We start from the raw sequence: 20,046 nt of genomic DNA on the forward strand, positions 1-20,046 counted from the left end.
CTAGACCACCTGGTGGAGCCAGCGCACCGGGGCGCCCTCGCCGGCGTAGCGGAAGGGTTCGAGTTCGTCGTCCCAGGGTTTGCCGAGGAGTTTGGCGATCTCCGCCTCCAGGTCCGTCTCCCCGCGCGCGGACCGGGCCAGGGCGGCGCGCAGCCGGTCCTCGGGGATCAGGATGTCCCCGTGCATGCCGGTGACGGCGTGGAAGATGCCCAGGTGCGGGGTGGAGCTGTAGCGCTCGCCCTCGGCGGTCGGACAGGGTTCCGCGGTCACTTCGAAGCGGAGCAGGTGCCAGCCGCGCAGCGCGGAGGCGAGTTTCGATGCGGTGCCCGCCTCGGCCTGCCAGGAGAACTCGGCTCTCCAGGTGCCCGGGGAGGCGGGCTGACGGATCCAGTCGAGGTTCACCCGCACCCCGAGCACCCCCGCAACAGCCCATTCCACGTGCGGGCAGAGCGCGCGCGGTGCGGAGTGCACGTACAGGACTCCACGTGTCGTCACCGGGACCTCCAGTGTGGGACGAGGTCGGGAATAAACTCCAGAAAACGGACAGTATGTGACGTGATGTAATGTAACGGAAATTATTTGACATTGCGTTACGGGACTTGCGGCCGAAACACCACGGGAAAAAGCTACCGTGCGCCGGGGGTCATGGTGTGACGTACGGTCGCTCCGAGGCCCGTAAACACAGAGCATTCACTCAGCAGGACGCCCCCGAACGATGCGGGGACGACGAGGAGGGACCTTCCGCATGCGCACCACCGCCCCACGCCGCCGCGCGCGTCGGACTTCCGCGGGTGCGGGCGCGGCGGTCGCGCTGCTGCTCCTGGCGGCGGGTGCGCTGACCGGGTGTTCGGCGGACGGGGAGAAGACCGGGGGCGAGCGCGGTGCGCAGGCGGCCCCGCGGTGGAACACGGCGCCGGCCTCGGTCGCCGCCGTGGGCGACTCCATCACGCGCGGTTTCGACGCCTGTTCGGTACTGGCCGACTGTCCGGAGGCCTCCTGGGCCACCGGTGACGACCCCGAGGTGCGGTCGCTGGCCGCCCGGCTGCTCGGCGAGGCCGAGGCGCCCGCGCGCAGCTGGAACTACGCGGTCACCGGCTCGCGCATGGCGGACCTGCCGGGTCAGCTCGCCTCGGCCGCCGAGCACAAGCCGGGCCTGGTCACGGTGATGGTGGGCTCGAACGACGCCTGCCGGCCCTCGGCTTCGTCGATGACCTCGGTGGCCGCCTTCCGCTCCGGCTTCGAGAAGGCGCTGGCCGGTCTGCGGGCGTCCTCGCCGGCCTCGCAGGTGTACGTCTCCAGCGTCCCGGACCTCCAGCGGCTGTGGGAGCAGGGCAAGGACGATCCGATGGTGCGCCAGGTGTGGAAGCTGGGCATCTGTCAGTCGATGCTCGCCGATCCGACCTCGGCGGCGGCCGGTGCGACGGCCCGGCGCGAGCAGGTGCGGGCGCGCGTGGTCGAGTACAACGAGGTGCTGCGCGAGGTCTGCGCGAAGGACGAGCTGTGCCGCTACGACGGCGGCGCGGTGTTCCAGTACCCCTTCTCGGCGGAACAGTTGAGCCGCTGGGACTGGTTCCATCCGGGCAAGGACGGGCAGGCGCGGCTCGCGGAACTGGCGCACCGACAGGTGACCTCCGCCGAGCCCCCGCGTTGACGCCGTAGGCGGATCGGACCGGGGGCGGGTGTCAGGGCCCGCCCCCGGTCCGGCTTGTGGATCACCCCCGCAGGGGGTGATTTCCGGCCATTACAGGTCGAGGGCCGCCGTAAGCCGCGTGTCGCCGTGCGAGCGGCTCGCGCGGACCTCGTAGCCGCCGCCGATCCGCTGCCAGGAGCCGGAGGGCTGGTCCCAGATCTCGAAGGCGCGCTCCGGCAGGGCGATCTGCACGTCGACGCTCTCGCCGGGGCCCGCGGTCACGCTCGCGAAGCCCGCGAGCCAGCTCGCCGGCCGCTCGACGGTGTCCGCCACGGGCGCCAGGTAGACCTGTACGGTCTCGCGGCCCGGCCGGGTGCCGGTGTTGGTGACGCGGACCGTCGCCCGCTCGGCGGTGACCTCCAGGGACTCGTAGGCCCAGTCCGTGTAGCCGAGGCCGTGCCCGAAGGGGAAGGCCGGGGCGATCCCGTGCTTCTCGTAGGCCCGGTAGCCGATGAAGAGCCCCTCGGTGTACTCCAGGCGCCCCTCGGTGGGGGTGACTTCGGTGACCGGTGCGTCGGCGAACTCGGCGGGCCAGGTGGTGGGCAGCCGCCCGCCCGGCTCGGCCTCGCCGAGCAGTACGTCGGCCAGCGCGGCCCCGCCCTCCTGCCCGGGGAACCAGGTCAGCAGGACGGCGGCCACCTCCTCGCGCCACGGGAGCTCCACCGGGGAGCCCGCGTTGACGACGACCACGGTGTTCGGGTTGACCGCGGCGACGGCGCGCACCAGGTCGTTCTGGCGGCCCGGGAGGGTGAGGTCCTTGCGGTCGAAGCCCTCGGACTCCACCCGCTCGGTGGTGGCGACGACCACGACGGCGGTGTCCGCGGCGCGCGCCGCCTCCACGGCCTCCGCGATGAGCTCGTCCGCGGAGCGCTGCGGGCCGAGGTGGAGGAAGGAGAACATGATCGCCTTGAGCGGCAGGGTGGTCATGTCGGGGACCTGGTAGGTCAGCGAGACCTCGACGGCTTCGCCCTCGGTGAGGGCGAGGCGGGTGCGCACCTGGGGGGCGCCGAAGAACGCCTCGAAGGGGTCGGCCTCGTCGCCCATCGGCTGGACCCCGTCGAAGCGGACCTCTCCGCCGACGGCGAGGGTGAAGGCGCCGAGTCCGCGGGTGCCGAAGGCGTGCTCGCCGCTCTCGCGCGGCACGAAGGTGCCGGTGACCTCGATGCTCGCCATCGTCTCGTAGCTGACGCCCTCGGGCAGGTCGTCGCCGATCCACTGGACCTGGCCGGTGGGGAGCGAGCCGGTGCCGATGATCCCGCCGGAGGCGTCCCGGCAGATCGCGCGGAGCTGGAAGCCCTTGTCGGCGGGGGTCAGTTCGTCGCTGGGGTCGGCGCCGACGGTGAAGCTCAGGGCGCCTTCGGGCAGGGCGGCGGCCAGTCCGTCCAGCGGGGAGACGATCCGCTCCGGGAAGACGGTGGCGCTGCCGCCGCCGAGGACGCGGGCGTCGCGGGCGGCGGCGCCGATGAGGGCGACGGTGCGGCCGGGGGCGGAGTCGAGCGGGAGGGCCGGGCGTTCGCCGTCGACGGCCTCGTTGCGTACGAGGACGAAGCCGCGGGCGGCCAGTTCACGGGCCAGCGCCTGGCCGTCGATGGCGGCCGGGAGCTCGCCGACGGCGGCGGGGGCGCCTTCCAGGATGCCGACGCGGGCGGCGAGGCGCAGCACGTTGCGCACGGCTTCGTCGACGGCGGATTCGGGGACCTCGCCGGCGCGGACGGCCTCGGCGAGCGGAGCCCCGTAGACGGTGACGGGGCCGGGCATGGCCACGTCCAGGCCGCCGAGGATGTCGCCGGTGGTGGAGCGGGCGGCCATCCAGTCGGAGACGTTGTAGCCGTCGAAGCCCCATTCGCCGCGCAGGACCTCGTTGACGAGGTAGCGGTGCTCGGTCATGGTCGTGCCGTTGACCCGGTTGTAGGCGGTCATGATGCCCCACGGGTGGGCGTTGGCGACGATGGCCTCGAAGGGGGCCAGGTACAGCTCGCGCAGCGGGCGCGGGGCGATGACGCTGTCGACGGTGAACCGCTCGGTCTCGGCGTCGTTGCCGACGAAGTGCTTGACGGTGGTGCCGACGCCGCCGTCCTGGACGCCGTTCACGTAGCCGCTGCCGACCGCGCCGGTGAGGTACGGGTCCTCGGAGTAGCACTCGAAGTGCCGGCCGCCGAGCGGGGAGCGGTGCAGGTTGACGGTGGGCGCGAGCAGGACGTGGACGCCCTTGCGGCGGGCCTCCTGGGCGAGGAGGCGGCCGGCCCGGCGGGCGAGCTCGGGGTCCCAGGCGGCGGCGAGCGCGGTCGGGGAGGGCAGCGCGATCGACGGGTCGTCGGCGGTCCAGCGGACGCCGCGCACCCCGATGGGGCCGTCGGACATGACCAGGGACTTCAGCCCGATCTCGGGTACGGCGGGCAGGGACCACATGTCCTGGCCGGCCAGCAGCCGGGTCTTGGTGTCGAGGTCCAGTTTGCCCAGGGCCGTCTCTACGGCGTCGTTGCGGACCTGATCGGCATCGGTCACGGCCATGCCTCCTCATTGAGTGCGGGTGCGCTGTGCGGTGCGGTGACCCCATGGTGGACCCGTTACCTGTAGAGCGGTAGGGTTCGTAACCTGTTCGTAATCGATCGATGTCGTACGGTCCTGCTGACGGCTGTGGAACGTGGAACGGAAGGGGTGGCGGGCGATGGTCAGGGCCAGGAGCGAGGAACGGCGCGCGGACATCCTCCGCGCGGCCCTCGAAGTGATCGCCGAGCGCGGCTACCGCGGCGCGGCCCTCGGCACGGTCGCCGAGCGCGTGGGCCTGACCCAGCAGGGGCTGCTGCACTACTTCCCGACCAAGGAGGCGCTGCTGGTCGCGGTCCTGGAGGAGCGCGACCGCTGGGACACCGGCGGCGGCGCCCGTGCGCTGGCCGACGCATGGCGCCCGGACCTGCTGGCCTCCCTGGTGGAGTACAACGCCATGCGCCCCGGCATCGTGCAGACCTTCTCGGCGCTGCTCGGCGAGAGCGTCACCGACGGCCACCCGGCGCGGGAGTTCTTCGCCGAGCGGTACGCGCAGGTGCGCTCCGCGCTGGCGGGCGTGCTCCGCGGCGAGTACGGCGACCGGCTGCCCTCGGGCCTCACCCCCGAGCAGGCGGCCCCGCTGCTGGCCGCCGTGATGGACGGCCTCCAGTACCAGTGGCTGCTGGCCCCGGAATCGGTGGACATGCCCGGCACCTTCCGGGCCTTCCTGGACCTGATCCAGGGGCCCCGGGCCTGATCCAGGGGCCCCGGGCCTGACCCCGGGCCCGGCCGGGGAGCCTGCGGCGGGGCTGGCATGCTGGGCCGGGTGAAGATCGCCGCCGCGCAGCTGAGCTGCGTCCCCGCCGACGTGTCCGCCAACGCCGTACGGGCGGCCGCGCTCGCCGTGCGGGCCCGGGAGGAGGGCGCCGGGCTGGTGGTGTTCCCCGAGCTCACCCTGACCGGCTACGAACTGGCCGCGCTCGGCGCCGATCCCGGTCTGTGGCTGGCCGACGCGGAGGATCCCCGGCTCGACCCCGTCCGCTCCACCGGGATCGCCACCGCCGTCAACGTCGCGCTGCGCACGGACGGCCCCCGGCCCGTCATCGCGACCCTGGTGCACGACGCGGACGGCGCGCACGTGACCACGTACGCCAAGCAGCACCTGTTCCGCCACGAGCAGGAGGTCTTCGCCGCGGGGACGGTCCCGGGGCGCTTCGAGCTGGGCGGGATCCGTTTCTCGCTGGGGATCTGCTTCGACAACCACTTCGCGGACGTGCCCGCGGCGGGCGCCGCGGCCGGCTGCCGGGTCCACCTGGCGAGCTCGCTCTACGGCACGGGCGACGGCGTCGCCGAGCGGGCGGCGATCCACCCGGGGATCGCCCGGGACCACGGCATGTTCGTGGCCCTCGCCAACCACGTCGGGCCCGCCGGGCCGTGGACGGGCTGCGGGGGCGCGGCCGTATGGGCGCCGGACGGGACCCTGCTGGCCGAGGCGGACGCACACACGCCGTCGGTGGCCGTGGCGGGGGTACCGGACGAGGTCCCGGCGGGGGTCCCGGCGGACGGCCGCCCCGCGGGCCGCTGACGAAAGCGGGCCCCGGCCCGGCGGGCGTCCTGGGACGCACCTGCCGGGCCGGGGCCCGTAGTTCGGCGGATCAGCGGTCAGTGGATCAGCGGACCTGGGTCACCCGTGGCTGGCGGTGGCTTCCGGCGTCGGGTTCCGGCAGGGCTCCGGAGAGGACCGCCGGCCCCTGCGAGCCGTCGGCGCCGGGCAGGAGGCCGGCCGGCGGGAGCACGGGCGGGGCGTCGGGCGCGCGGTCCCGCATCAGGCCGGGCACCACGAGGGCGAACGCCGCCACCGTGTACACGCCGGTCCAGAGCACCCAGCCGCCGGGCGGGGCCCAGTGCGCGGCGTACGGGATGACGGGGCCGCTGATCCCTACGGTGAAGCGCCGCAGGGTCCAGAAGAAGGCCGCCGCGTTGCCCAGGGCGAGCAGGGGCAGGAAGTAGCCGAGCAGCCTGCGCAGGGGGAAGCCCTTCTCGGGCATCCGGCGGGCGATGATCAGGACCGCCATCAGCGGCAGGCCGACGGCGAAGGGCAGCAGGTAGCGGCCCTGCCAGACCAGGCCGATCTTCGACGCCTGCGAGGTCTGTCCGACCACCGGCACGATCACGATGGCGATCAGCATGGCGACGAGCGCCAGCGCTTCGCGCTTGCGGGCGTACATCAGCCCCAGCACGGTGACCACCGCGATCACGCCGAGCCAGACGTACCAGGTGACGACCGGCGCCGGGGTGTCCAGCCAGCCGAAGTAGCCGAGCATCTGCTCGACGTACATCTCGGAGGCCCCGAGGGTGCGGCGGGCCGCTTCCGTCGTGGTGAGGTACTTGGGGATCTTTATGACCGAGTTGTCGGGGTGCGCGGCCGCCCACGCGAGCGCCCCGACCGTGGCGAGGCCGAGCAGCCCCGTCCAGAGCCACATCGCCTTGCGGCGGAGCACCGAGCGCAGCACGCCGCGCTCGGCCAGCAGGAGGCCGAAGCAGACCGCGCCGGCGAACCAGATCAGTCCGAGCGGCCGGATGTTGATCAGTACCAGACCGCCGACGCCGACCCGGGCGAGCCTGCGGTTGAGCAGGCTTCCATCGGGCGACATGAGGATCGACAGCAGGCCCGTCCAGACCAGGATCCCGGCGGCGATCTCACCGCCGCTGGGGTTGACCATGCCAGCCATGAACAGGGCCATGGGCGTCGCCGCCGTGAAGACGCCGAGCAGGGCGAGCGAGCGTCCGCGCCGCCATTCGGAGGCCGTCACCACGGCACTGGCCAGCAGCAGCGAACAGAACAGCGCCGACATCAGGCGCATCAGGTAGAGGCCCTTGGTGCCCTCCACGAGCAGGCTCGGCCAGCCGGTCAGCAGGTAGTACGCCGGGTGGTAGCGGCCGGCGGCGGTGGGGACCTCGACGACCTCGTCCGAGGTCCCGATGTCGGGCGCGCAGGAGGCCGGGGTGCCCGCGTGCCAGGAGTAGCACTCGTGGTGCTTGGGGAGTTCGGAGTACCACTCCGGGAGCTGCACGCCGGTCTCGGCGAAGTCGCCCTTGATGCCCGCGACCTTGTGCGCAACCATCACCTCGGAGCCGTTGATCTGCCCCCGGGCAACCGCCGCCGCCCGGATGAAGTGGGCGTGCTCGTCGGGCGAGGCGCCGAGCGGCGTCGCGGCCGACCAGCTCGCCGCGATGGTGAAGAAGAGGACGAAGCTGACGGCCCAGAGCCTCTTGGGGGTCCGGGCCGACCAGTCGGCCAGCCGCGTCAATGCGGAGATCATGTCGTCCTCGTGATCATCTGATGTATGTCAGCCAAGTCTGATCGCCGTCCTTGGAGCACTTGTGCTCGGGGGCGAATTGGGGGCACTTTCCGTTCATCTGCCGAATCGTGTGTGACACGTAGGGCAGGATCCGGTAGGTCCCGTCCTGGGCCGGCATGTACCGGTCGGCCATCGAGGACGACACCGTTCCGAGCAGGAGCAGCAGGGCGCAAAGGGTCCCGATGACGGCCCCCTCCCGGCCCGGCAGGCCCCGACCCCGTACGGCCGTGGCGTCACCATTGTCCAATGTGCGCCGTTCGGCCAGCCGCTGCGACACCAGGTGGGCGACGAGCGCGGCCAGGATCAGGCCGCAGTACAACAGCTGGTTGTTGGTGCGGGTGTAGAGCTGGACGGTCTGCGTCTCGTACATGTGCGAGGCGATGTACATCCGCATCAGCCAGGCGGAGACGAACATCGCCGTGATGGTGACCACCATCGGCTTGCGCAGTCCCAGCCAGACCGCGAGGCCGAGACAGATGAAGGTGACGAGGGCGAACAGGCCGACCCCGCCGAACTCCCCGGGCGGCGGCCAGTCGCCGACCTTGCCCGGCATGTCCGTGCGCCACATCAGGTAGTAGGCCGGGTCGGTGAAGGTGTCGAACCGGAAGTTGAAGTCCTTGGTCTCCTGGCCCTCGGTCAGCATGACCACGAGGTACTGCCCGGCCACGGCCATGAAGGCCGCCAGGGTGACGCCCAGGAACGCGGCGCCCTTGGCCCGGCCGGTCTTCCAGGGGAAGTACAGGGCCGCGGCGAAGAAGACGCCGGCCGCGCTCCACAGGAACCAGCCGGAGTAGGTGAGGAAGAGCACACCGATCAGCGCGCCGAAACCGGCGGCCTTGAGCAGCAGGGGCCGCCAGTTCTCGGTGCCGCTTCGGCGCAGCGCCACCACCAGGGCCACCAGGACCGGGACCAGCACCACGAGGACCGTCTGGGCGTACGGCTTGTACGCGTCGATCAGCGCGAAGGCCGGTACGACGCCGAAGGCCAGCGCCCGGAGCGGGCTCAGCAGCAGCCGCCAGGCGAGGTAGACGAACGGCCCGAAGAAGGCGGCCCCGAGGATCTGGAGGTCCTTGAAGGCGTAGGCGGTGTTGCCGCCGTGGAACCACTCCGCGTAGTACCCGAGGGTGTAGAGCGGTGCGGGCGGGTAGACCGGGGAACCCGAGGGCTTCCCGTTGGCGACCGCCTGGGCCCACTCGACGATCCGGCCGCTGTCGCCGTTGAGGCCGAACATCGGCCACGGGGTGCCGTGGAGCGCGACCACCGCCCCCGCCGCGACGAACCCGCTGGCCAGGCCGGCGAAGGCGGCCGCGGAGATCCGGGTGGTCAGGTCGAAGTGGCGGCCGCCGCGCAGCCGCATCGCGAGGACGACGGCGGCGATGACGACCAGGCCGAGCAGGGCGAACCGGAACTGGATCGCGGCGAGGCCGCTGACCTGTGCGATGCGGTCCAGCGGGTCGAGCTTGAAGCCCACGGCCATCACCGGGAGCACGAGCGCGCAGCCGAAGGCCACCGCGGCCTCTATGAGCAACAGGGCGCCCTTGGAGCGCAGCACTCCACGTGCGGAACCCGAAACGGGCCGGGCGCGCGTGGCAGGCCCGCTCGCAGGACCCGAGCGCACAGGCTCCAGCCCCTCGGTACTGACTCTCACGTGAAAGATGTCCCTACTGCTGGTCGGTGCACAGCGCCATGGCCGTCGTCTCTCAGCAAGGCACTGTCCGGCTCGGACCCCGAGCAGCCGATGCTCCGGACAAGGACGCGGACTCTAGGACGGTGGGGGACAGCTTTGAATCTTGCCGCCGGTCATCCTATCGGGTGGCGCAGGAGCACTGCGGGGTCCCGGGTCAAGCCGCACGCCCCCGGGCAGGGCCGCGTACGGGTGGGCACCGCCCCGGTGTAATCAAGGACACCGCTGCGGAACCCGTACGGAAACAGGGCCCGGGCCGCCCGGAAAAGGGCCCGTGGGGGCCCTGGGCGGGCCTTGGAACGCTGCGCCGCCCCACCCCCGGGGGGCCGGGACGGGCCCGGCCGCAGCAGGGCGCCACACAGCCCGCCAGGCATCCTCAACACCCCACCTGACCTGGGCTTTTACCCTGTCAGCCGATAAAATCGGAGACAGCTGAAAGGGGTTCTGATGGACCGGAACATACGCAGTGTCGACGACGTGCTCGCCCTCATGGACGGGCTCTTCGCACCGGAGGCCGACCGCTGGACGGCCGGCGGCTCCGCCTGGTGGGACGGCTTCTACGCGGACCGCGAGCGGCCGGTGCCGTTCTTCGCGGCGAAGCCCGACGAGAACCTCGTCTCCTTCCTCGACCGCGGTCTGGTCCCCGCGGGCGGCCGCGCCCTGGACCTCGGCTGCGGCCCCGGCCGCAACGCCCTGCACCTGGCCGCCCGGGGCTTCGAGGTGGACGCCGTCGACCTCTCCCCGACGGCCCTGGCCTGGGCCGGGGAGCGCGCCCGGGCCGCGAGGGCCCGGGTCCGCTTCCACCACGGGGACGCCTTCGGCGCGGCCGGCGCCGGGCTCGTGGGCCCGTACGACCTGATCTACGACTCGGGCTGCTTCCACCACCTGCCGCCGCACCGCCGGGTCAGCTACCTGGCCCTGCTGGACCGGCTGCTGGCCCCGGGCGGCCGCTTCGCCCTGACCTGCTTCGCCTCCGGCGCCATGGGCTCCGAGCTGTCCGACGCGGAGTTCTACGGCCGGGCCCGGCTCGAAGGCGGGCTCGCCTACACGCCGCAGACGCTGCGCTGGATCTTCGAGGACCTCACCGAGGTGGAGCTGCGCCGGATGAACGACGAGCCGGAATCCTCCTCTTCCTTCGGGGAGGCCTTCCTCTGGACGGCGCTGTTCCGCCGCCCGGAGTGAGGACCGGCCCGGGCCGGCCCGGGCTCACACGGTGACCGGCTGGACGGCCCCGGGGAGCAGGTGCTTCGCGCCCCAGGCCCCGAGGGCCTCCAGGGCCCCGTTCAGCTCGTGGCCGAGCGGGGTCAGCGAGTACTCCACGCGCGGCGGGACCTCCTCGTAGACCTCGCGGTGGACGATGCCGTCCGCCTCCAGCTCGCGCAGCTGGGCCGCGAGCACCTTCTCCGAGACCCCCGGGACCAGGCGGCGCAGTTCGCCGAAGCGGCGCGGGCACTGCTCCAGCTCCCACAGGACCGACACCTTCCACTTGCCGTCGATCACGGACATCGCCGCGGCGATCCCGCAGTGATCCGCCCCCGGCCGCTGGTTCGTCACCATCGCGCACCCCTCCCCACCTGTTCGCTCACCTCGGGGTAACCACCCACTCCGAAGTGCGTACTTGAGCACCTGACGGCCCTCCACCAGGCTAAACGGCATGACCGACACCAGCACGAAGACCGCTACGAAGACCAGCACGAAGGCCGGTACGAAGACCCCGCTCACCCTCCTGGGGCTCGGTGCGATGGGCACCGCCCTCGCCCGCACCTGGCTCGCCGCCGGGCACCCCCTCACCGTCTGGAACCGCACCCCCGCCAAGGCCGCCGCCCTCGCGGCCGAAGGCGCCGCCGTCGCGGCGAGCCCCGCCGAGGCGGTGGCCGCGAGCGGCCTGATCGTGGTCTGCCTGCTGGACCACGCCAGCGTGGGCTCGGCCCTGGAGGGCCTGGACCTCACCGGCAAGGACCTGGTCGACCTGACCACCGGCACGCCCGCCGACGGCCGCGCCCGGGCCGCGTGGGCCCGGGAGCGCGGGGCCCGGTTCCTCGACGGCGGGATCATGGGTACCCCGTCGATGATCGGCGCCCCCGCGGCGGGCGGGTACGTCTTCTACAGTGGCTCCACCGCCCTGTTCGAGGAGCACCGGAGCACGCTGGAGGTCCCGGCCGGCGCCCGCTTCGTCGGCTCCGACCCCGGCCACGCGGCCCTGCACGACGTGGCCCTGCTGAGCGCGATGACCGGGCTCTTCGCCGGGATCTCGCACGCCTACGCGCTGATCGAGGGCGAGGACGTCTCCCCGAAGGACCTGGCTCCGCTGCTGGCCGAGTGGCTGGGGGCGATGGGCTTCTTCGCGGGCGCCGCCGCCGAGCGGCTGGTCTCCGGGGACTTCACCACGGGCGTCGAATCGAACCTGGCCATGCAGGTCGCCGCGAGCACCACCTACCTGCGGACCGCCGCGGAGCAGGGGGTCAGCACCGAGCTGATCAGCCCGTACCTGGACCTGATGCAGGAGCGCCTGGCCGCCGATCCGGCGGCCCACGCCGGCGAGGACACCGCCGGGGCGATCACCCTGCTCAGGAGGCGCTGAGCCGCTTGCCCTGCACCTGGGTCGGGGCCTGCGTCTGGCCCTGGGCCTGGCCCTGCGCGGAGTCCTGCGCCGCGCCGTCGGCCTCCCCCGCGCCGCCGCCCTCGTCCGCGTCCTCGCCCACCAGGTCCCGGACCATGAGGGTCGCCCCGGCCACCGCGCCGGGCATCAGGAACACGGCGACGAGCGGTACCAGGAAGGACAGCACGAGCGGCACCCCGAAGCCGAGCGCCAGCATCCGCCGCCCGCGCAGCAGCGCGAGCTGCTCGGTGAGCTGGACCCGCCGGCGCATCAGGGCGACGGAGGTGAGCTCCTGGGCGAGGAAGAAGCCGGAGACGCAGAAGCCGAGGACCGGGACCACGGTCTGTCCGATCACCGGGACGAAGCCCAGCGCGAAGAGCAGGATGCCGAAGAGCAGCACCCGGCCCAGGATCCGCAGGCTGTCCCGGGCGGAGATCCACAGCTCCTGCGCGAGCGTGAGCCCCGACTCCGGGACCTCGCCGCCCTCGGTGCGGTCGACCTGCTCCGAGAGGGACTCGTAGAACGGCTGGCCCACGAGCAGGGTCACGGCGGTGAAGGTGATCACCGCGAGGAAGAGGCCGAGGGAGAAGACCAGGGCGGTCAGGAAGCCGCGGAAGAGCCCGAGCCACGGGGAGGACCAGCCGTCGGCGAAGGGGGTCGCCCAGGCGGTCAGGTCGTCGGCGCCGTAGCCGAGGCCGATGAGCGCGCCCGCGTACAGCACGAGGGAGACGAGTCCGGGCAGCAGGCCGAAGCCCAGCCACCGGCCGTGCCGCAGTACCCATCGCTGTCCGGCCAGCAGGTAGCCGAATCCCCCCGCAAGATCACGCATGGTGCCAGTTTAGGGCGGAGCCCCGGGGCGGGGGACGCCGGGCATGCCGAAGGCCGCACCCCGGTGCCTGGGTGCGGCCTTCGATGTACGGACGTACCGGATGAACCGGTACGAGCCGGTCGAGCGGGTCGGAGATCAGACCGCGAGCTCGACCGTGATGTTGCCGCGGGTCGCCTTGGAGTACGGGCAGACCTGGTGGGCCTTCTCGATGAGGTCCTTGGCGGTGGCGGCGTCCACGTTCGGGATGGCGGCCGTGATCTTGACGATGATGCCGAAGCCGTCGTCGTTCTTGCCGATGCCGACCTCGGCGGTGACCGTGGAGCCGGTGATGTCGGCGTTCTCGTTGCGGGCGACGACGCCGAGCGCACCCTGGAAGCAGGCGCTGTAGCCGGCGGCGAACAGCTGCTCGGGGTTGGTGCCCTCGCCGCTGCCACCGAGCTCCTTCGGCGGGTTCACGACGACGTCGAGGCGACCGTCGTTGGTGGCGACGCGACCGTCACGGCCGTTCTCGGCGGTGGCAACAGCGGTGTACGCGACGTCGGACTGCTGGATGGACATGTAAGGAAATCCTCCTGGTAATCGCCGGGACTCGCGCCCACGCGTCACGGCGGTGTGGAGTGAGCCTAACCGGTGAAAGAAACGATCATCTTTCCGGTGTTGTCGCCGCGCAGCATTCCGAGGAAGGCCTCGGCGGCGTTCTCCACTCCCCGCACGACCGTCTCGTCGGCGACGAGCTGCCCGGAACGCAGCCAGCCGGCCACGTCCTGGACGAACTGCGGCTGCAGTCCGGCGTGGTCCCCGACGAGGATGCCCTGCAGGCGCAGCCGCTTGCCGATGACGAGGGCGAGGTTGCGGGGGCCGGGCACGGGCTCGGTGGCGTTGTACTGGGCGATGGCCCCACACAGGGTGGCCCGGCCGTGGACCTTCAGGGAGGAGATGGCGGCCTCCAGGTGGTCCCCGCCGACGTTGTCGAAGTAGACGTCGATGCCCTCGGGGGCGGCTTCCTTCAGCTGCTCGGCGACGGGGCCGCTCTTGTAGTTGAAGGCGGCGTCGAAACCGTACTTCTCCGTGAGGAGCGTCACCTTCTCGTCGGAGCCGGCGGAGCCGATCACCCGGGAGGCGCCCTTGATCTTCGCGAACTGGCCGACGAGGCTGCCGACCGCTCCGGCGGCGCCGGAGACGAAGACGGAGTCGCCCTCCTTGAAGGAGGCGACCTCCAGGAGCCCGGCGTAGGCCGTCAGGCCCGGCATGCCGAGGACGCCGAGGTAGGCGGAGAGGGGGGCGAGCGAGGCGTCGACCTTGGTGGCGTGCTTGGCGTCCAGTTCCGCGTACTCGCGCCAGCCCAGGCCGTGCAGCACGTGGTCGCCGACCGCGAAGCGCTCGTCGGCGGAGGCCACGACCTCGCCGACCGCACCGCCGTCCATGGGCCGGTCGAGCTGGAAGGGCGGGACGTACGACTTCACGTCGTTCATCCGGCCGCGCATGTACGGGTCCACGGACATGTGGAGGTTGCGCACCAGAATCCGGCCGGCGGCGGGCTCGGCGTTCACCGGCGCCTCGCGCAGGGCGAAGTCCTCGGCGACGGGCCAGCCCTGCGGGCGGCGGACGAGGTGCCACTCACGGCTGACGGCGGGGATCTCGGACATGGCGTCACTCCTGGATGGGGGAAGAGTGCAAAATGCTTCAGGACGTGAAACAACCATGCGCCTGGATATTTCATGTTGTCAAGTAAATGGGTACGCTTGGATGCATGCCCAGCCGTCGCGCAGATCCCCTGACCCTCGAAGTCGTCGAGCTCATCGGCGACGTCGTGACCCGCTACCACCAGGAGTACGAGCACGCGGCCTCCAGCCACCAGCTCACCGGCGCCCAGGCCCGCGTGCTGAACCTGCTCTCCCTGGAACCGATGCCGATGCGCAAGATCGCGCAGAAGCTGCGGTGCGAGCCGTCGAACATCACCGGCATCGTGGACCGCCTGGAGACCCGCGGACTCGTCGAGCGCCGCCCCGACCCGGCCGACCGCCGGGTCAAGCTGGCCGCGCCCACCGAGGAGGGCCTGCAGACCGCAGACCGGCTCCGCGAGTCCCTGGACTTCGCCCGGGAGCCCCTGGCCGGGCTCTCCCCGGCCGAGCGCGCGGTCCTGCGGGACCTGCTCAGGCGGATGCTGGGCTGAGCAGGTCCCGCCGGGCCGCCGGCGGAACCCTCAGCAGAAGAACCACCAGCAGTCCGGCGGGGTGGGCTTCGGGGTCGGCTTCTTGGAGGGCGGGGGCTTCGGCTTCGACGGCCCCTTCGACGTCGCGCTCCCGCTCGGAGTCGCCGAGCCCCCGGAGTTCGATGCCGTCGGCGTCGCGGACGTGGGCCGTACGCCCGGTCCCGCCCCGGAGGCGCTCCGCGACGGCCCCGCCGGCCCGGAGACGGAGGCGGAGGCGGACGGCCCCGCGGTGGAGGCTCCCGCGGCCGCGCCGGTCGCGCCCTGCTTCGTGCCCCCGGTCTTGGCCGGGCCGGTGGCCCGTCCCTTCGCCGGAGCCGTGCCCGAGGGCGCGGCCGGATCCCCCGTCAGGCCCGGCAGCGGAGCCGGCTCCGCGGGACCCGCGTCGTCGGTCAGCATCACCGTCGCCGCCCGGTCGGTGCGCTCCCCGTCGGCCGCCAGCCGGGCCAGGCCCAGGGTGGCGCCGGCGGCGAGCATCAGCCCGAGGCCCACGGTGAGCGCGGTCCGGCGGCGTCGGCGGTGCCCGGCGCGGCGGCGGTCGGCGGCGCGGCCCCGCCCGCGGCCCCCGTCCCGTCCCCGTTCCGCGGACAGCACGACCAGCGAGTCGGCGTACACGTCGGCGAGCGCGGCCGGGTCGTCCCCGAACACGGCGGCGGAGCCGGGCGCGGCGGGTGCGGCGGGTGCGGCCGATGTCAGGTGTTCGGCCGGGGTCCCGCATCCGGCGCACGCCAGCGCACCGTTGAGGTACCTGCGGCAGGCGATGCAATAGTCCATGGCGCCCCGCAGGCTACGCGTTCGCCCGCAACGGCCGTATACCGGGATCGTGAGGATCCTGTGTGGAAGGGTGGGGTTCCATGACGAGGACGCCGGGGACACCGCCCCTCACCCCGGGCCCCTTCGGCCCCGCCGGCTTCCAACTGGTGCTGCTGCGCCGGATGACGGACTTCCAGCCGGGTCTCGCGGAGGAGGCCCGCCGGCGGCTCGGCGCCTCCCTCGCCGAGCAGCGGGAGGCCAACAAGCGCTGGCAGGCCATGGTGCGCTCCCCGCGGTCGCGGGGCGCCCTGGCCCGCTACCGCTCCGTGCTCGGCCCGCCCGAGGCGGTCTCCGCCCGCGCGATCGGCGATCTGACGTGCGAGGCCCTGCTGTGGCCGGTGCCGCTCTGGCCGGACCTGCGCTTCGAGGTGCTCGCCGCGCCGGACGGGGCCGTCTGGAACGAGTGGCTGGTCCGGGCCCCGGGCGCGCCCGGTCCCGTACTGGAATCCCCGGAGGACCTGCTGCCCTGGTCGGCGACGGTCGACGAGGTGGCCCGGGCCTTCGCCCCCGTCCGTCCGATGGAGGGCACCGCGCCGACGCGGTGGCGGCTGGCGTTCACCGCGTCGGGGCGGGCCTGCGTCGCGGAGTTCACGTACGGCCTGCTCCAGGAGGTCGTGGTGGCGGAGCCGCCCGCTCTCCCCTAGGAGGGGCGGGCGGCTCCCTCCTAGGAGCGCAGGAAGGCCCGTACGCCCGCCGAGGTGGGGTCGTCCCCGAGCAGGTCGTTGTGCTTGAGGCAGCCGACCGGGGTGTTCACCGCCCCGGTGAGGGGGACGCTGTCGTCGGGGTTGATGACCTCGTCGCAGTTCGACCAGAAGGTGGCGTACCGCACGGCGCCGGGGGTCTCATCCCCGGAGTTCAGGTTCTTCACCACGTAGGAGCCGGGGGTCATGTCCCGGCACGCCTGGTCCCACAGGGCGCAGGCCCAGGCGGTGGAGGTGCCGCGGTTGGGGCCGGCGAGGGAGACCCAGCGCTCCACGTACGGGGCGCCGCCGCCGAACTTCACGTACCAGCGGGTGACCAGCGAGCCGAAGGAGTGGGCGACCAGGTCCACCCGGGCGGCGCCGGTCTGCCGGCGGACCTCGTCCACGTAGGCGGCGAGCCGTCCGGAGAGGACCTCGTTGACCGACTGGTGGGTGTCGTAGCCGAAGGAGAAGAGTTCGGAGTCGGCGTACCCGTCGGCGCGCAGGTCCTCGCGCAGGGAGCCCCAGACGCCGGGGTCTGCGTTGTAGCCGTGTACGAAGACCACCGGATTGCGCGCCGCGGCCTGGCCCGGGGCCGGGGCCGAAGCCCGGCCGGAGGCCTGGGCCGGGAGCGCGGGCGCCGCGAGCAGCACCAGGCAGAGCGTCAGGAGGGCGAGCAGTCGCTGGCGGACCGTCAGCATCGAGTCCCCTTTACCTTGTTACGCACGAGTAGCAGGATCGGTGCGGGCATGGTCGCGCCTGGCGTCGCAGAATTCCACCCCCGTGCAGCACCCACCGGCGCCCCTCGTGGCCCTTCCGTATCTCAAGACACCCCCCACCCGGAGCATCAAATCGGGCAATACGGGTAATTCACCCGAGAAGATACGAAGTGTGACCGGCACCCGCCGGTCTTCTTGCGTCAGCGCTCTCGGGAGGATCTGCCGTGACCGTCAGTCTTGAGCAGTTGCGCCGCTGCCACGTGGCCGTCGACCTCGGAGCGGCCAGGACCCGCGTCTACGTCAAGGGCCTCGGCCTGGTCGTGGACGAGCCCAGCGTCGCCGCCGTCAACACGCGGACCGGTGCACTCATCGCCGTCGGCACCTTCGCCGAACGGATGACCGGCCGCACGCCCGACTACATCCGCGTGGTCCGCCCCGTCTCCGGCGGCACCGTCGTGGACATCGAGATGGCCCAGCGCATGCTGCGCCACCTCCTCGGCGAGAAGCTGCGGCGCGCCCTGCGCCGCAAGCCCCGGCTGCGGGCCGCCGCCTGCACCCCGCACGACGCCGACCCGCTCGCCCAGCGCGCGGCGGTGGAGACGATGGTCGGGCTCGGAGCCCGGCGCGTCGAACTCGTCGACACCCTGATCGCGGCGGCCGTCGGCTGCGGCCTGCCCGTGGAGCAGCCGACCGCGACGATGATCATGGTGTGCGGGGCCGCCGCCACCCAGGTCGCCGTCCTCTCCCTCGGCTCGATCGTCACCGCCGTACGCATCCCGGTCGGCGGCGAGGCCATCGACCACGCCGTAGTCCAGCACCTGCGCCACGCGCACGAGCTGATGCTGCCCAGCCAGGCCGTACGACCGCTCCAACTGGCCCTGCACGGCAACGGCATCACCGCCGGCGGACCCACCTCCACCCTCATCCACGGCCGCGACGTGGCCACCGGCCTCGCCCGCTCCGTCCACGTGGACACCGCGGCCGTCCGGGACGCCATCCACACCCCGCTGACCGCCGTGCTCGACGGCATCGGCAAGGTGCTGCGCGAGTGCCCGCCGGACCTGGTGGCCGACCTGACCGACCGAGGGATCATGATGGTGGGTGGCAGCGCCTTGCTGCCGGGCCTGGACCAGATGCTCCGCGATGCCACCGGGATGCCCGTGGCCATCGCCGAACGGCCGGACATCTGCGCGGTACTGGGCCTCGGGATGATGCTCGAAGGGAAGATCGCCCCCATGGTTCTGAACCCCCTGGCCGAATGACGGACGCCGAGCCGTCCCCGGCAGCCCCCGGGGACGGGAGGGACGTCGCCGCCCGTCAGGCCGCCAGCCTGCCCGTCCTCCTGGAGGCGGTCCTCAGCGTCGGTTCCGAACTCGAACTGCGGACCACCCTCCAGCACATCGTGGATTCGGCGACCGAGCTGTGCGCGGCACGGTACGGAGCGCTCGGGGTCGTCGACCCCGAGCGCGTCCGGCTGACCGAGCTGTTCACCACCGGCCTGACCGAGGCCGAGAAGGCCGCGATCCCCCACCTGCCGGACGGCCGCTCCGGCCTGCTCGGCGCCCTGATCACCGATCCGCGCCCGCTCGTGCTGGAGGACCTGGGCCGGGACCCCCGCGCGGCGGGCTTCCCGCCGGGACACCCGCCGATGAAGGGCTTCCTCGGGGTCCCCATCCGGGTCCACACCGAGGTCTTCGGCAACCTCTACCTCACCGACAAGCAGGGCGGCGACCCGTTCACGGACGAGGACCTCGCCCTGCTGCGCGTCCTGGCCTCGCAGGCGGGGATAGCGATCGGCAACGCCCGGCTGTACGAGACCGCGCGCCGCCGGGAGCGCTGGATCGAGGGCGCCGCCGCCGTGACCACCACCCTGCTGGCGGGCCGGCCCGCGGCGGACGCCCTGATGTGCGTGGCCGAACGGGCCCGGCTGCTGGCCGACGCCGCGGCCGGGGTCGTCCTCCAGCCCACCCCCGAGGGCGGCATGGAGATCGTGGCCGCCTCCACGCAGGGGGACCCCGGCGACCTCGTGGGCACGGCCATCGCCCCGGGCTCCGCCGTCCTGGAGCAGCTCCTGGGCGGGGAGCCGGTCTTCATAGACGACTCGGCGACGGACCCCCGGATGACCACGCACGTACGGGAGCGCTTCGGCCCCAGCATGATGCTGCCCCTCCAGAGCGGCGGGCAGCTCATCGGCACGCTCGCCCTGCCCCGCGAACGCGGCGGCCCCGCCTACGACGCGGTCGACCGGCTGCTGGCCTCGCAGTTCGCCTCCCAGGCCGCACTGGCCCTGGTCCTGGCGGACGCGCAGCACGACCGCGAGCAGCTGGCCGTCTACGAGGACCGGGACCGCATCGCCCGCGACCTCCACGACCTGGTGGTCCAGCGGCTGTTCGCCACGGAGATGATGCTGGAGAGCACCCGGCGGCGCTCCGCCAAAGCCCCCACCGGAGACACCGTCGGCGAGGAACTCAGCCGGGCCGTGGACGAGCTCGACTCCACCATCCAGGAGGTCCGCACGGCCATCTTCGCCCTCCAACAGCCCCCCACGGACGCCCCGACCACCTTCCGGGGGCGGGTCCTGCGGGAGACCGGCGGGGCGGCGGTGCTGCTGGGCTTCCAGCCGTCGGTGCACTTCGCGGGCACGGTGGACGCGCTGCTTCCCGATGCGGTGGCGGGAGATCTGCTCTCCGCGCTGCGCGGGGCCCTGGCTGCGGCGCACCGCCGGGCGGAGGTCACCTGCATCGACGTCGAGGTCGACGCGGTCCCCGCCCGGGTCCGCCTCACCGTCTCCGACGACGGCCGCACGGACTCGGGCACCCGGGGCACCACCCTGACCTGGGAAGCCCCCCTCTGACCCCGGTCAGCCCCGGCCTCCGCCCGGACCCGCTGCCGTGTGCGGCGCCGTTCCGGGGGCCAGCCCCCGCACCCCCGCGCCTCAAACGCCGGCGGGGCTGGATTGCCCGCAGGGCAATCC

19 protein-coding genes are annotated in these 20,046 nt (G+C 72.9%); 9 read left to right on the plus strand and 10 right to left on the minus strand.

Annotated elements, in window-relative coordinates; translation table 11 throughout:
* On the minus strand, nucleotides 1-495 hold the full coding sequence (locus tag ACFWNV_RS11680; protein WP_382971455.1) for a DUF3145 domain-containing protein: 495 nt from the start codon (nucleotides 493-495) through the stop codon (nucleotides 1-3).
* A gap of 250 nt (nucleotides 496-745) precedes the next feature.
* Between ACFWNV_RS11680 and ACFWNV_RS11685 the strand changes: the two genes are divergently transcribed.
* Nucleotides 746-1,651: an SGNH/GDSL hydrolase family protein gene (locus ACFWNV_RS11685; protein ID WP_383944209.1), complete on the plus strand. Its 906-nt coding sequence runs from the start codon at nucleotides 746-748 to the stop codon at nucleotides 1,649-1,651.
* A gap of 90 nt (nucleotides 1,652-1,741) precedes the next feature.
* Here ACFWNV_RS11685 and ACFWNV_RS11690 read toward each other — a convergent pair whose 3' ends face one another.
* Nucleotides 1,742-4,201 (minus strand): beta-glucosidase, encoded by a 2,460-nt coding sequence (locus ACFWNV_RS11690; protein ID WP_383944212.1) that lies wholly within the window; start codon nucleotides 4,199-4,201, stop codon nucleotides 1,742-1,744.
* Nucleotides 4,202-4,358: 157 nt separating this feature from the next.
* On the opposite strand from ACFWNV_RS11690, the gene ACFWNV_RS11695 reads away from it, so the two are divergent.
* Nucleotides 4,359-4,934 (plus strand): TetR/AcrR family transcriptional regulator, encoded by a 576-nt coding sequence (locus ACFWNV_RS11695; protein ID WP_383944215.1) that lies wholly within the window; start codon nucleotides 4,359-4,361, stop codon nucleotides 4,932-4,934.
* A gap of 69 nt (nucleotides 4,935-5,003) precedes the next feature.
* The gene (locus tag ACFWNV_RS11700) at nucleotides 5,004-5,762 is read left to right on the plus strand and encodes a carbon-nitrogen hydrolase family protein (protein WP_383944217.1); all 759 of its coding nucleotides are present in this window, start codon (nucleotides 5,004-5,006) and stop codon (nucleotides 5,760-5,762) included.
* Between the two features lie 85 nt (nucleotides 5,763-5,847).
* Here the strand turns inward: ACFWNV_RS11700 and ACFWNV_RS11705 are convergent, their stop codons facing one another.
* Both ACFWNV_RS11705 and ACFWNV_RS11710 read right to left on the minus strand, forming a co-directional pair.
* On the minus strand, nucleotides 5,848-7,500 hold the full coding sequence (locus ACFWNV_RS11705) for a DUF2142 domain-containing protein (RefSeq protein WP_383944220.1): 1,653 nt from the start codon (nucleotides 7,498-7,500) through the stop codon (nucleotides 5,848-5,850).
* Nucleotides 7,501-7,513: 13 nt separating this feature from the next.
* On the minus strand, nucleotides 7,514-9,091 hold the full coding sequence (locus ACFWNV_RS11710) for a hypothetical protein (protein WP_383944222.1): 1,578 nt from the start codon (nucleotides 9,089-9,091) through the stop codon (nucleotides 7,514-7,516).
* A 579-nt stretch (nucleotides 9,092-9,670) separates the two neighbouring features.
* Here ACFWNV_RS11710 and ACFWNV_RS11715 point away from each other — a divergent pair.
* Complete coding sequence (locus ACFWNV_RS11715; protein WP_383944225.1) at nucleotides 9,671-10,405, plus strand: class I SAM-dependent methyltransferase; 735 nt, start codon at nucleotides 9,671-9,673, stop codon at nucleotides 10,403-10,405.
* 24 nt (nucleotides 10,406-10,429) lie between these two features.
* Here ACFWNV_RS11715 and ACFWNV_RS11720 read toward each other — a convergent pair whose 3' ends face one another.
* Nucleotides 10,430-10,780, minus strand: coding sequence for a winged helix-turn-helix transcriptional regulator (locus tag ACFWNV_RS11720; RefSeq protein WP_383944228.1), 351 nt, complete (start codon nucleotides 10,778-10,780; stop codon nucleotides 10,430-10,432).
* Between the two features lie 97 nt (nucleotides 10,781-10,877).
* On the opposite strand from ACFWNV_RS11720, the gene ACFWNV_RS11725 reads away from it, so the two are divergent.
* Nucleotides 10,878-11,804 (plus strand): NAD(P)-binding domain-containing protein, encoded by a 927-nt coding sequence (locus tag ACFWNV_RS11725; RefSeq protein ID WP_383944231.1) that lies wholly within the window; start codon nucleotides 10,878-10,880, stop codon nucleotides 11,802-11,804.
* On the opposite strand, the gene ACFWNV_RS11730 is transcribed toward ACFWNV_RS11725, so the two are convergent.
* The 3 genes from ACFWNV_RS11730 to ACFWNV_RS11740 form a co-directional block, all read right to left on the minus strand.
* On the minus strand, nucleotides 11,791-12,651 hold the full coding sequence (locus tag ACFWNV_RS11730) for an EI24 domain-containing protein (protein WP_383944234.1): 861 nt from the start codon (nucleotides 12,649-12,651) through the stop codon (nucleotides 11,791-11,793). The genes ACFWNV_RS11725 and ACFWNV_RS11730 overlap by 14 nt on opposite strands.
* A gap of 135 nt (nucleotides 12,652-12,786) precedes the next feature.
* Nucleotides 12,787-13,209 (minus strand): organic hydroperoxide resistance protein, encoded by a 423-nt coding sequence (locus ACFWNV_RS11735; protein ID WP_383944237.1) that lies wholly within the window; start codon nucleotides 13,207-13,209, stop codon nucleotides 12,787-12,789.
* A gap of 65 nt (nucleotides 13,210-13,274) precedes the next feature.
* A complete protein-coding gene (locus ACFWNV_RS11740; protein WP_383944240.1) occupies nucleotides 13,275-14,297 on the minus strand; it encodes an NADP-dependent oxidoreductase in 1,023 nt (340 codons plus the stop codon).
* Between the two features lie 104 nt (nucleotides 14,298-14,401).
* On the opposite strand from ACFWNV_RS11740, the gene ACFWNV_RS11745 reads away from it, so the two are divergent.
* Nucleotides 14,402-14,824, plus strand: coding sequence for a MarR family winged helix-turn-helix transcriptional regulator (locus tag ACFWNV_RS11745; RefSeq protein ID WP_250745587.1), 423 nt, complete (start codon nucleotides 14,402-14,404; stop codon nucleotides 14,822-14,824).
* Between the two features lie 30 nt (nucleotides 14,825-14,854).
* Here the strand turns inward: ACFWNV_RS11745 and ACFWNV_RS11750 are convergent, their stop codons facing one another.
* Nucleotides 14,855-15,634 (minus strand): hypothetical protein, encoded by a 780-nt coding sequence (locus tag ACFWNV_RS11750; RefSeq protein ID WP_383944242.1) that lies wholly within the window; start codon nucleotides 15,632-15,634, stop codon nucleotides 14,855-14,857.
* Nucleotides 15,635-15,714: 80 nt separating this feature from the next.
* Here ACFWNV_RS11750 and ACFWNV_RS11755 point away from each other — a divergent pair, with 80 nt between their 5' ends.
* Nucleotides 15,715-16,317 carry a hypothetical protein gene (locus ACFWNV_RS11755; RefSeq protein WP_383944245.1) on the plus strand — a complete coding sequence of 201 codons (603 nt, stop codon included), beginning with the start codon at nucleotides 15,715-15,717 and terminating at the stop codon, nucleotides 16,315-16,317.
* A 20-nt stretch (nucleotides 16,318-16,337) separates the two neighbouring features.
* Here ACFWNV_RS11755 and ACFWNV_RS11760 read toward each other — a convergent pair whose 3' ends face one another.
* Nucleotides 16,338-17,054, minus strand: a complete 717-nt coding sequence (locus ACFWNV_RS11760) for an esterase/lipase family protein (protein WP_383944247.1) — start codon at nucleotides 17,052-17,054, stop codon at nucleotides 16,338-16,340.
* A gap of 242 nt (nucleotides 17,055-17,296) precedes the next feature.
* Here ACFWNV_RS11760 and ACFWNV_RS11765 point away from each other — a divergent pair, with 242 nt between their 5' ends.
* Together ACFWNV_RS11765 and ACFWNV_RS11770 are read left to right on the plus strand one after the other, a co-directional pair.
* On the plus strand, nucleotides 17,297-18,334 hold the full coding sequence (locus ACFWNV_RS11765) for a rod shape-determining protein (protein WP_383944250.1): 1,038 nt from the start codon (nucleotides 17,297-17,299) through the stop codon (nucleotides 18,332-18,334).
* Entirely contained in the window at nucleotides 18,331-19,926 is a 1,596-nt protein-coding gene (locus ACFWNV_RS11770; protein ID WP_383944253.1) for a GAF domain-containing protein, read from the plus strand. Before ACFWNV_RS11765 ends, ACFWNV_RS11770 begins: the two co-directional genes overlap by 4 nt.
* Nucleotides 19,927-20,046 lie beyond the last annotated feature (120 nt).

Origin of the sequence: Streptomyces sp. NPDC058401 (genome assembly GCF_042722885.1) — a bacterium.
In the GTDB taxonomy this organism is placed as follows: Bacteria; Actinomycetota; Actinomycetes; order Streptomycetales; family Streptomycetaceae; genus Streptomyces.

Excerpts from the sequence above, each read along its gene's own strand:
- ACFWNV_RS11685 (WP_383944209.1), top strand. The coding sequence starts at position 746 with ATGCGCACCACCGCCCCACGCCGCCGCGCGCGTCGGACTTCCGCGGGT.
- ACFWNV_RS11690 (WP_383944212.1), bottom strand. The coding sequence starts at position 4,201 with ATGGCCGTGACCGATGCCGATCAGGTCCGCAACGACGCCGTAGAGACG.
- ACFWNV_RS11695 (WP_383944215.1), top strand. The coding sequence starts at position 4,359 with ATGGTCAGGGCCAGGAGCGAGGAACGGCGCGCGGACATCCTCCGCGCG.
- ACFWNV_RS11705 (WP_383944220.1), bottom strand. The coding sequence starts at position 7,500 with ATGATCTCCGCATTGACGCGGCTGGCCGACTGGTCGGCCCGGACCCCC.
- ACFWNV_RS11715 (WP_383944225.1), top strand. The coding sequence starts at position 9,671 with ATGGACCGGAACATACGCAGTGTCGACGACGTGCTCGCCCTCATGGAC.
- ACFWNV_RS11720 (WP_383944228.1), bottom strand. The coding sequence starts at position 10,780 with ATGGTGACGAACCAGCGGCCGGGGGCGGATCACTGCGGGATCGCCGCG.
- ACFWNV_RS11725 (WP_383944231.1), top strand. The coding sequence starts at position 10,878 with ATGACCGACACCAGCACGAAGACCGCTACGAAGACCAGCACGAAGGCC.
- ACFWNV_RS11730 (WP_383944234.1), bottom strand. The coding sequence starts at position 12,651 with ATGCGTGATCTTGCGGGGGGATTCGGCTACCTGCTGGCCGGACAGCGA.
- ACFWNV_RS11735 (WP_383944237.1), bottom strand. The coding sequence starts at position 13,209 with ATGTCCATCCAGCAGTCCGACGTCGCGTACACCGCTGTTGCCACCGCC.
- ACFWNV_RS11740 (WP_383944240.1), bottom strand. The coding sequence starts at position 14,297 with ATGTCCGAGATCCCCGCCGTCAGCCGTGAGTGGCACCTCGTCCGCCGC.
- ACFWNV_RS11745 (WP_250745587.1), top strand. The coding sequence starts at position 14,402 with ATGCCCAGCCGTCGCGCAGATCCCCTGACCCTCGAAGTCGTCGAGCTC.
- ACFWNV_RS11750 (WP_383944242.1), bottom strand. The coding sequence starts at position 15,634 with ATGGACTATTGCATCGCCTGCCGCAGGTACCTCAACGGTGCGCTGGCG.
- ACFWNV_RS11755 (WP_383944245.1), top strand. The coding sequence starts at position 15,715 with ATGACGAGGACGCCGGGGACACCGCCCCTCACCCCGGGCCCCTTCGGC.
- ACFWNV_RS11760 (WP_383944247.1), bottom strand. The coding sequence starts at position 17,054 with ATGCTGACGGTCCGCCAGCGACTGCTCGCCCTCCTGACGCTCTGCCTG.
- ACFWNV_RS11770 (WP_383944253.1), top strand. The coding sequence starts at position 18,331 with ATGACGGACGCCGAGCCGTCCCCGGCAGCCCCCGGGGACGGGAGGGAC.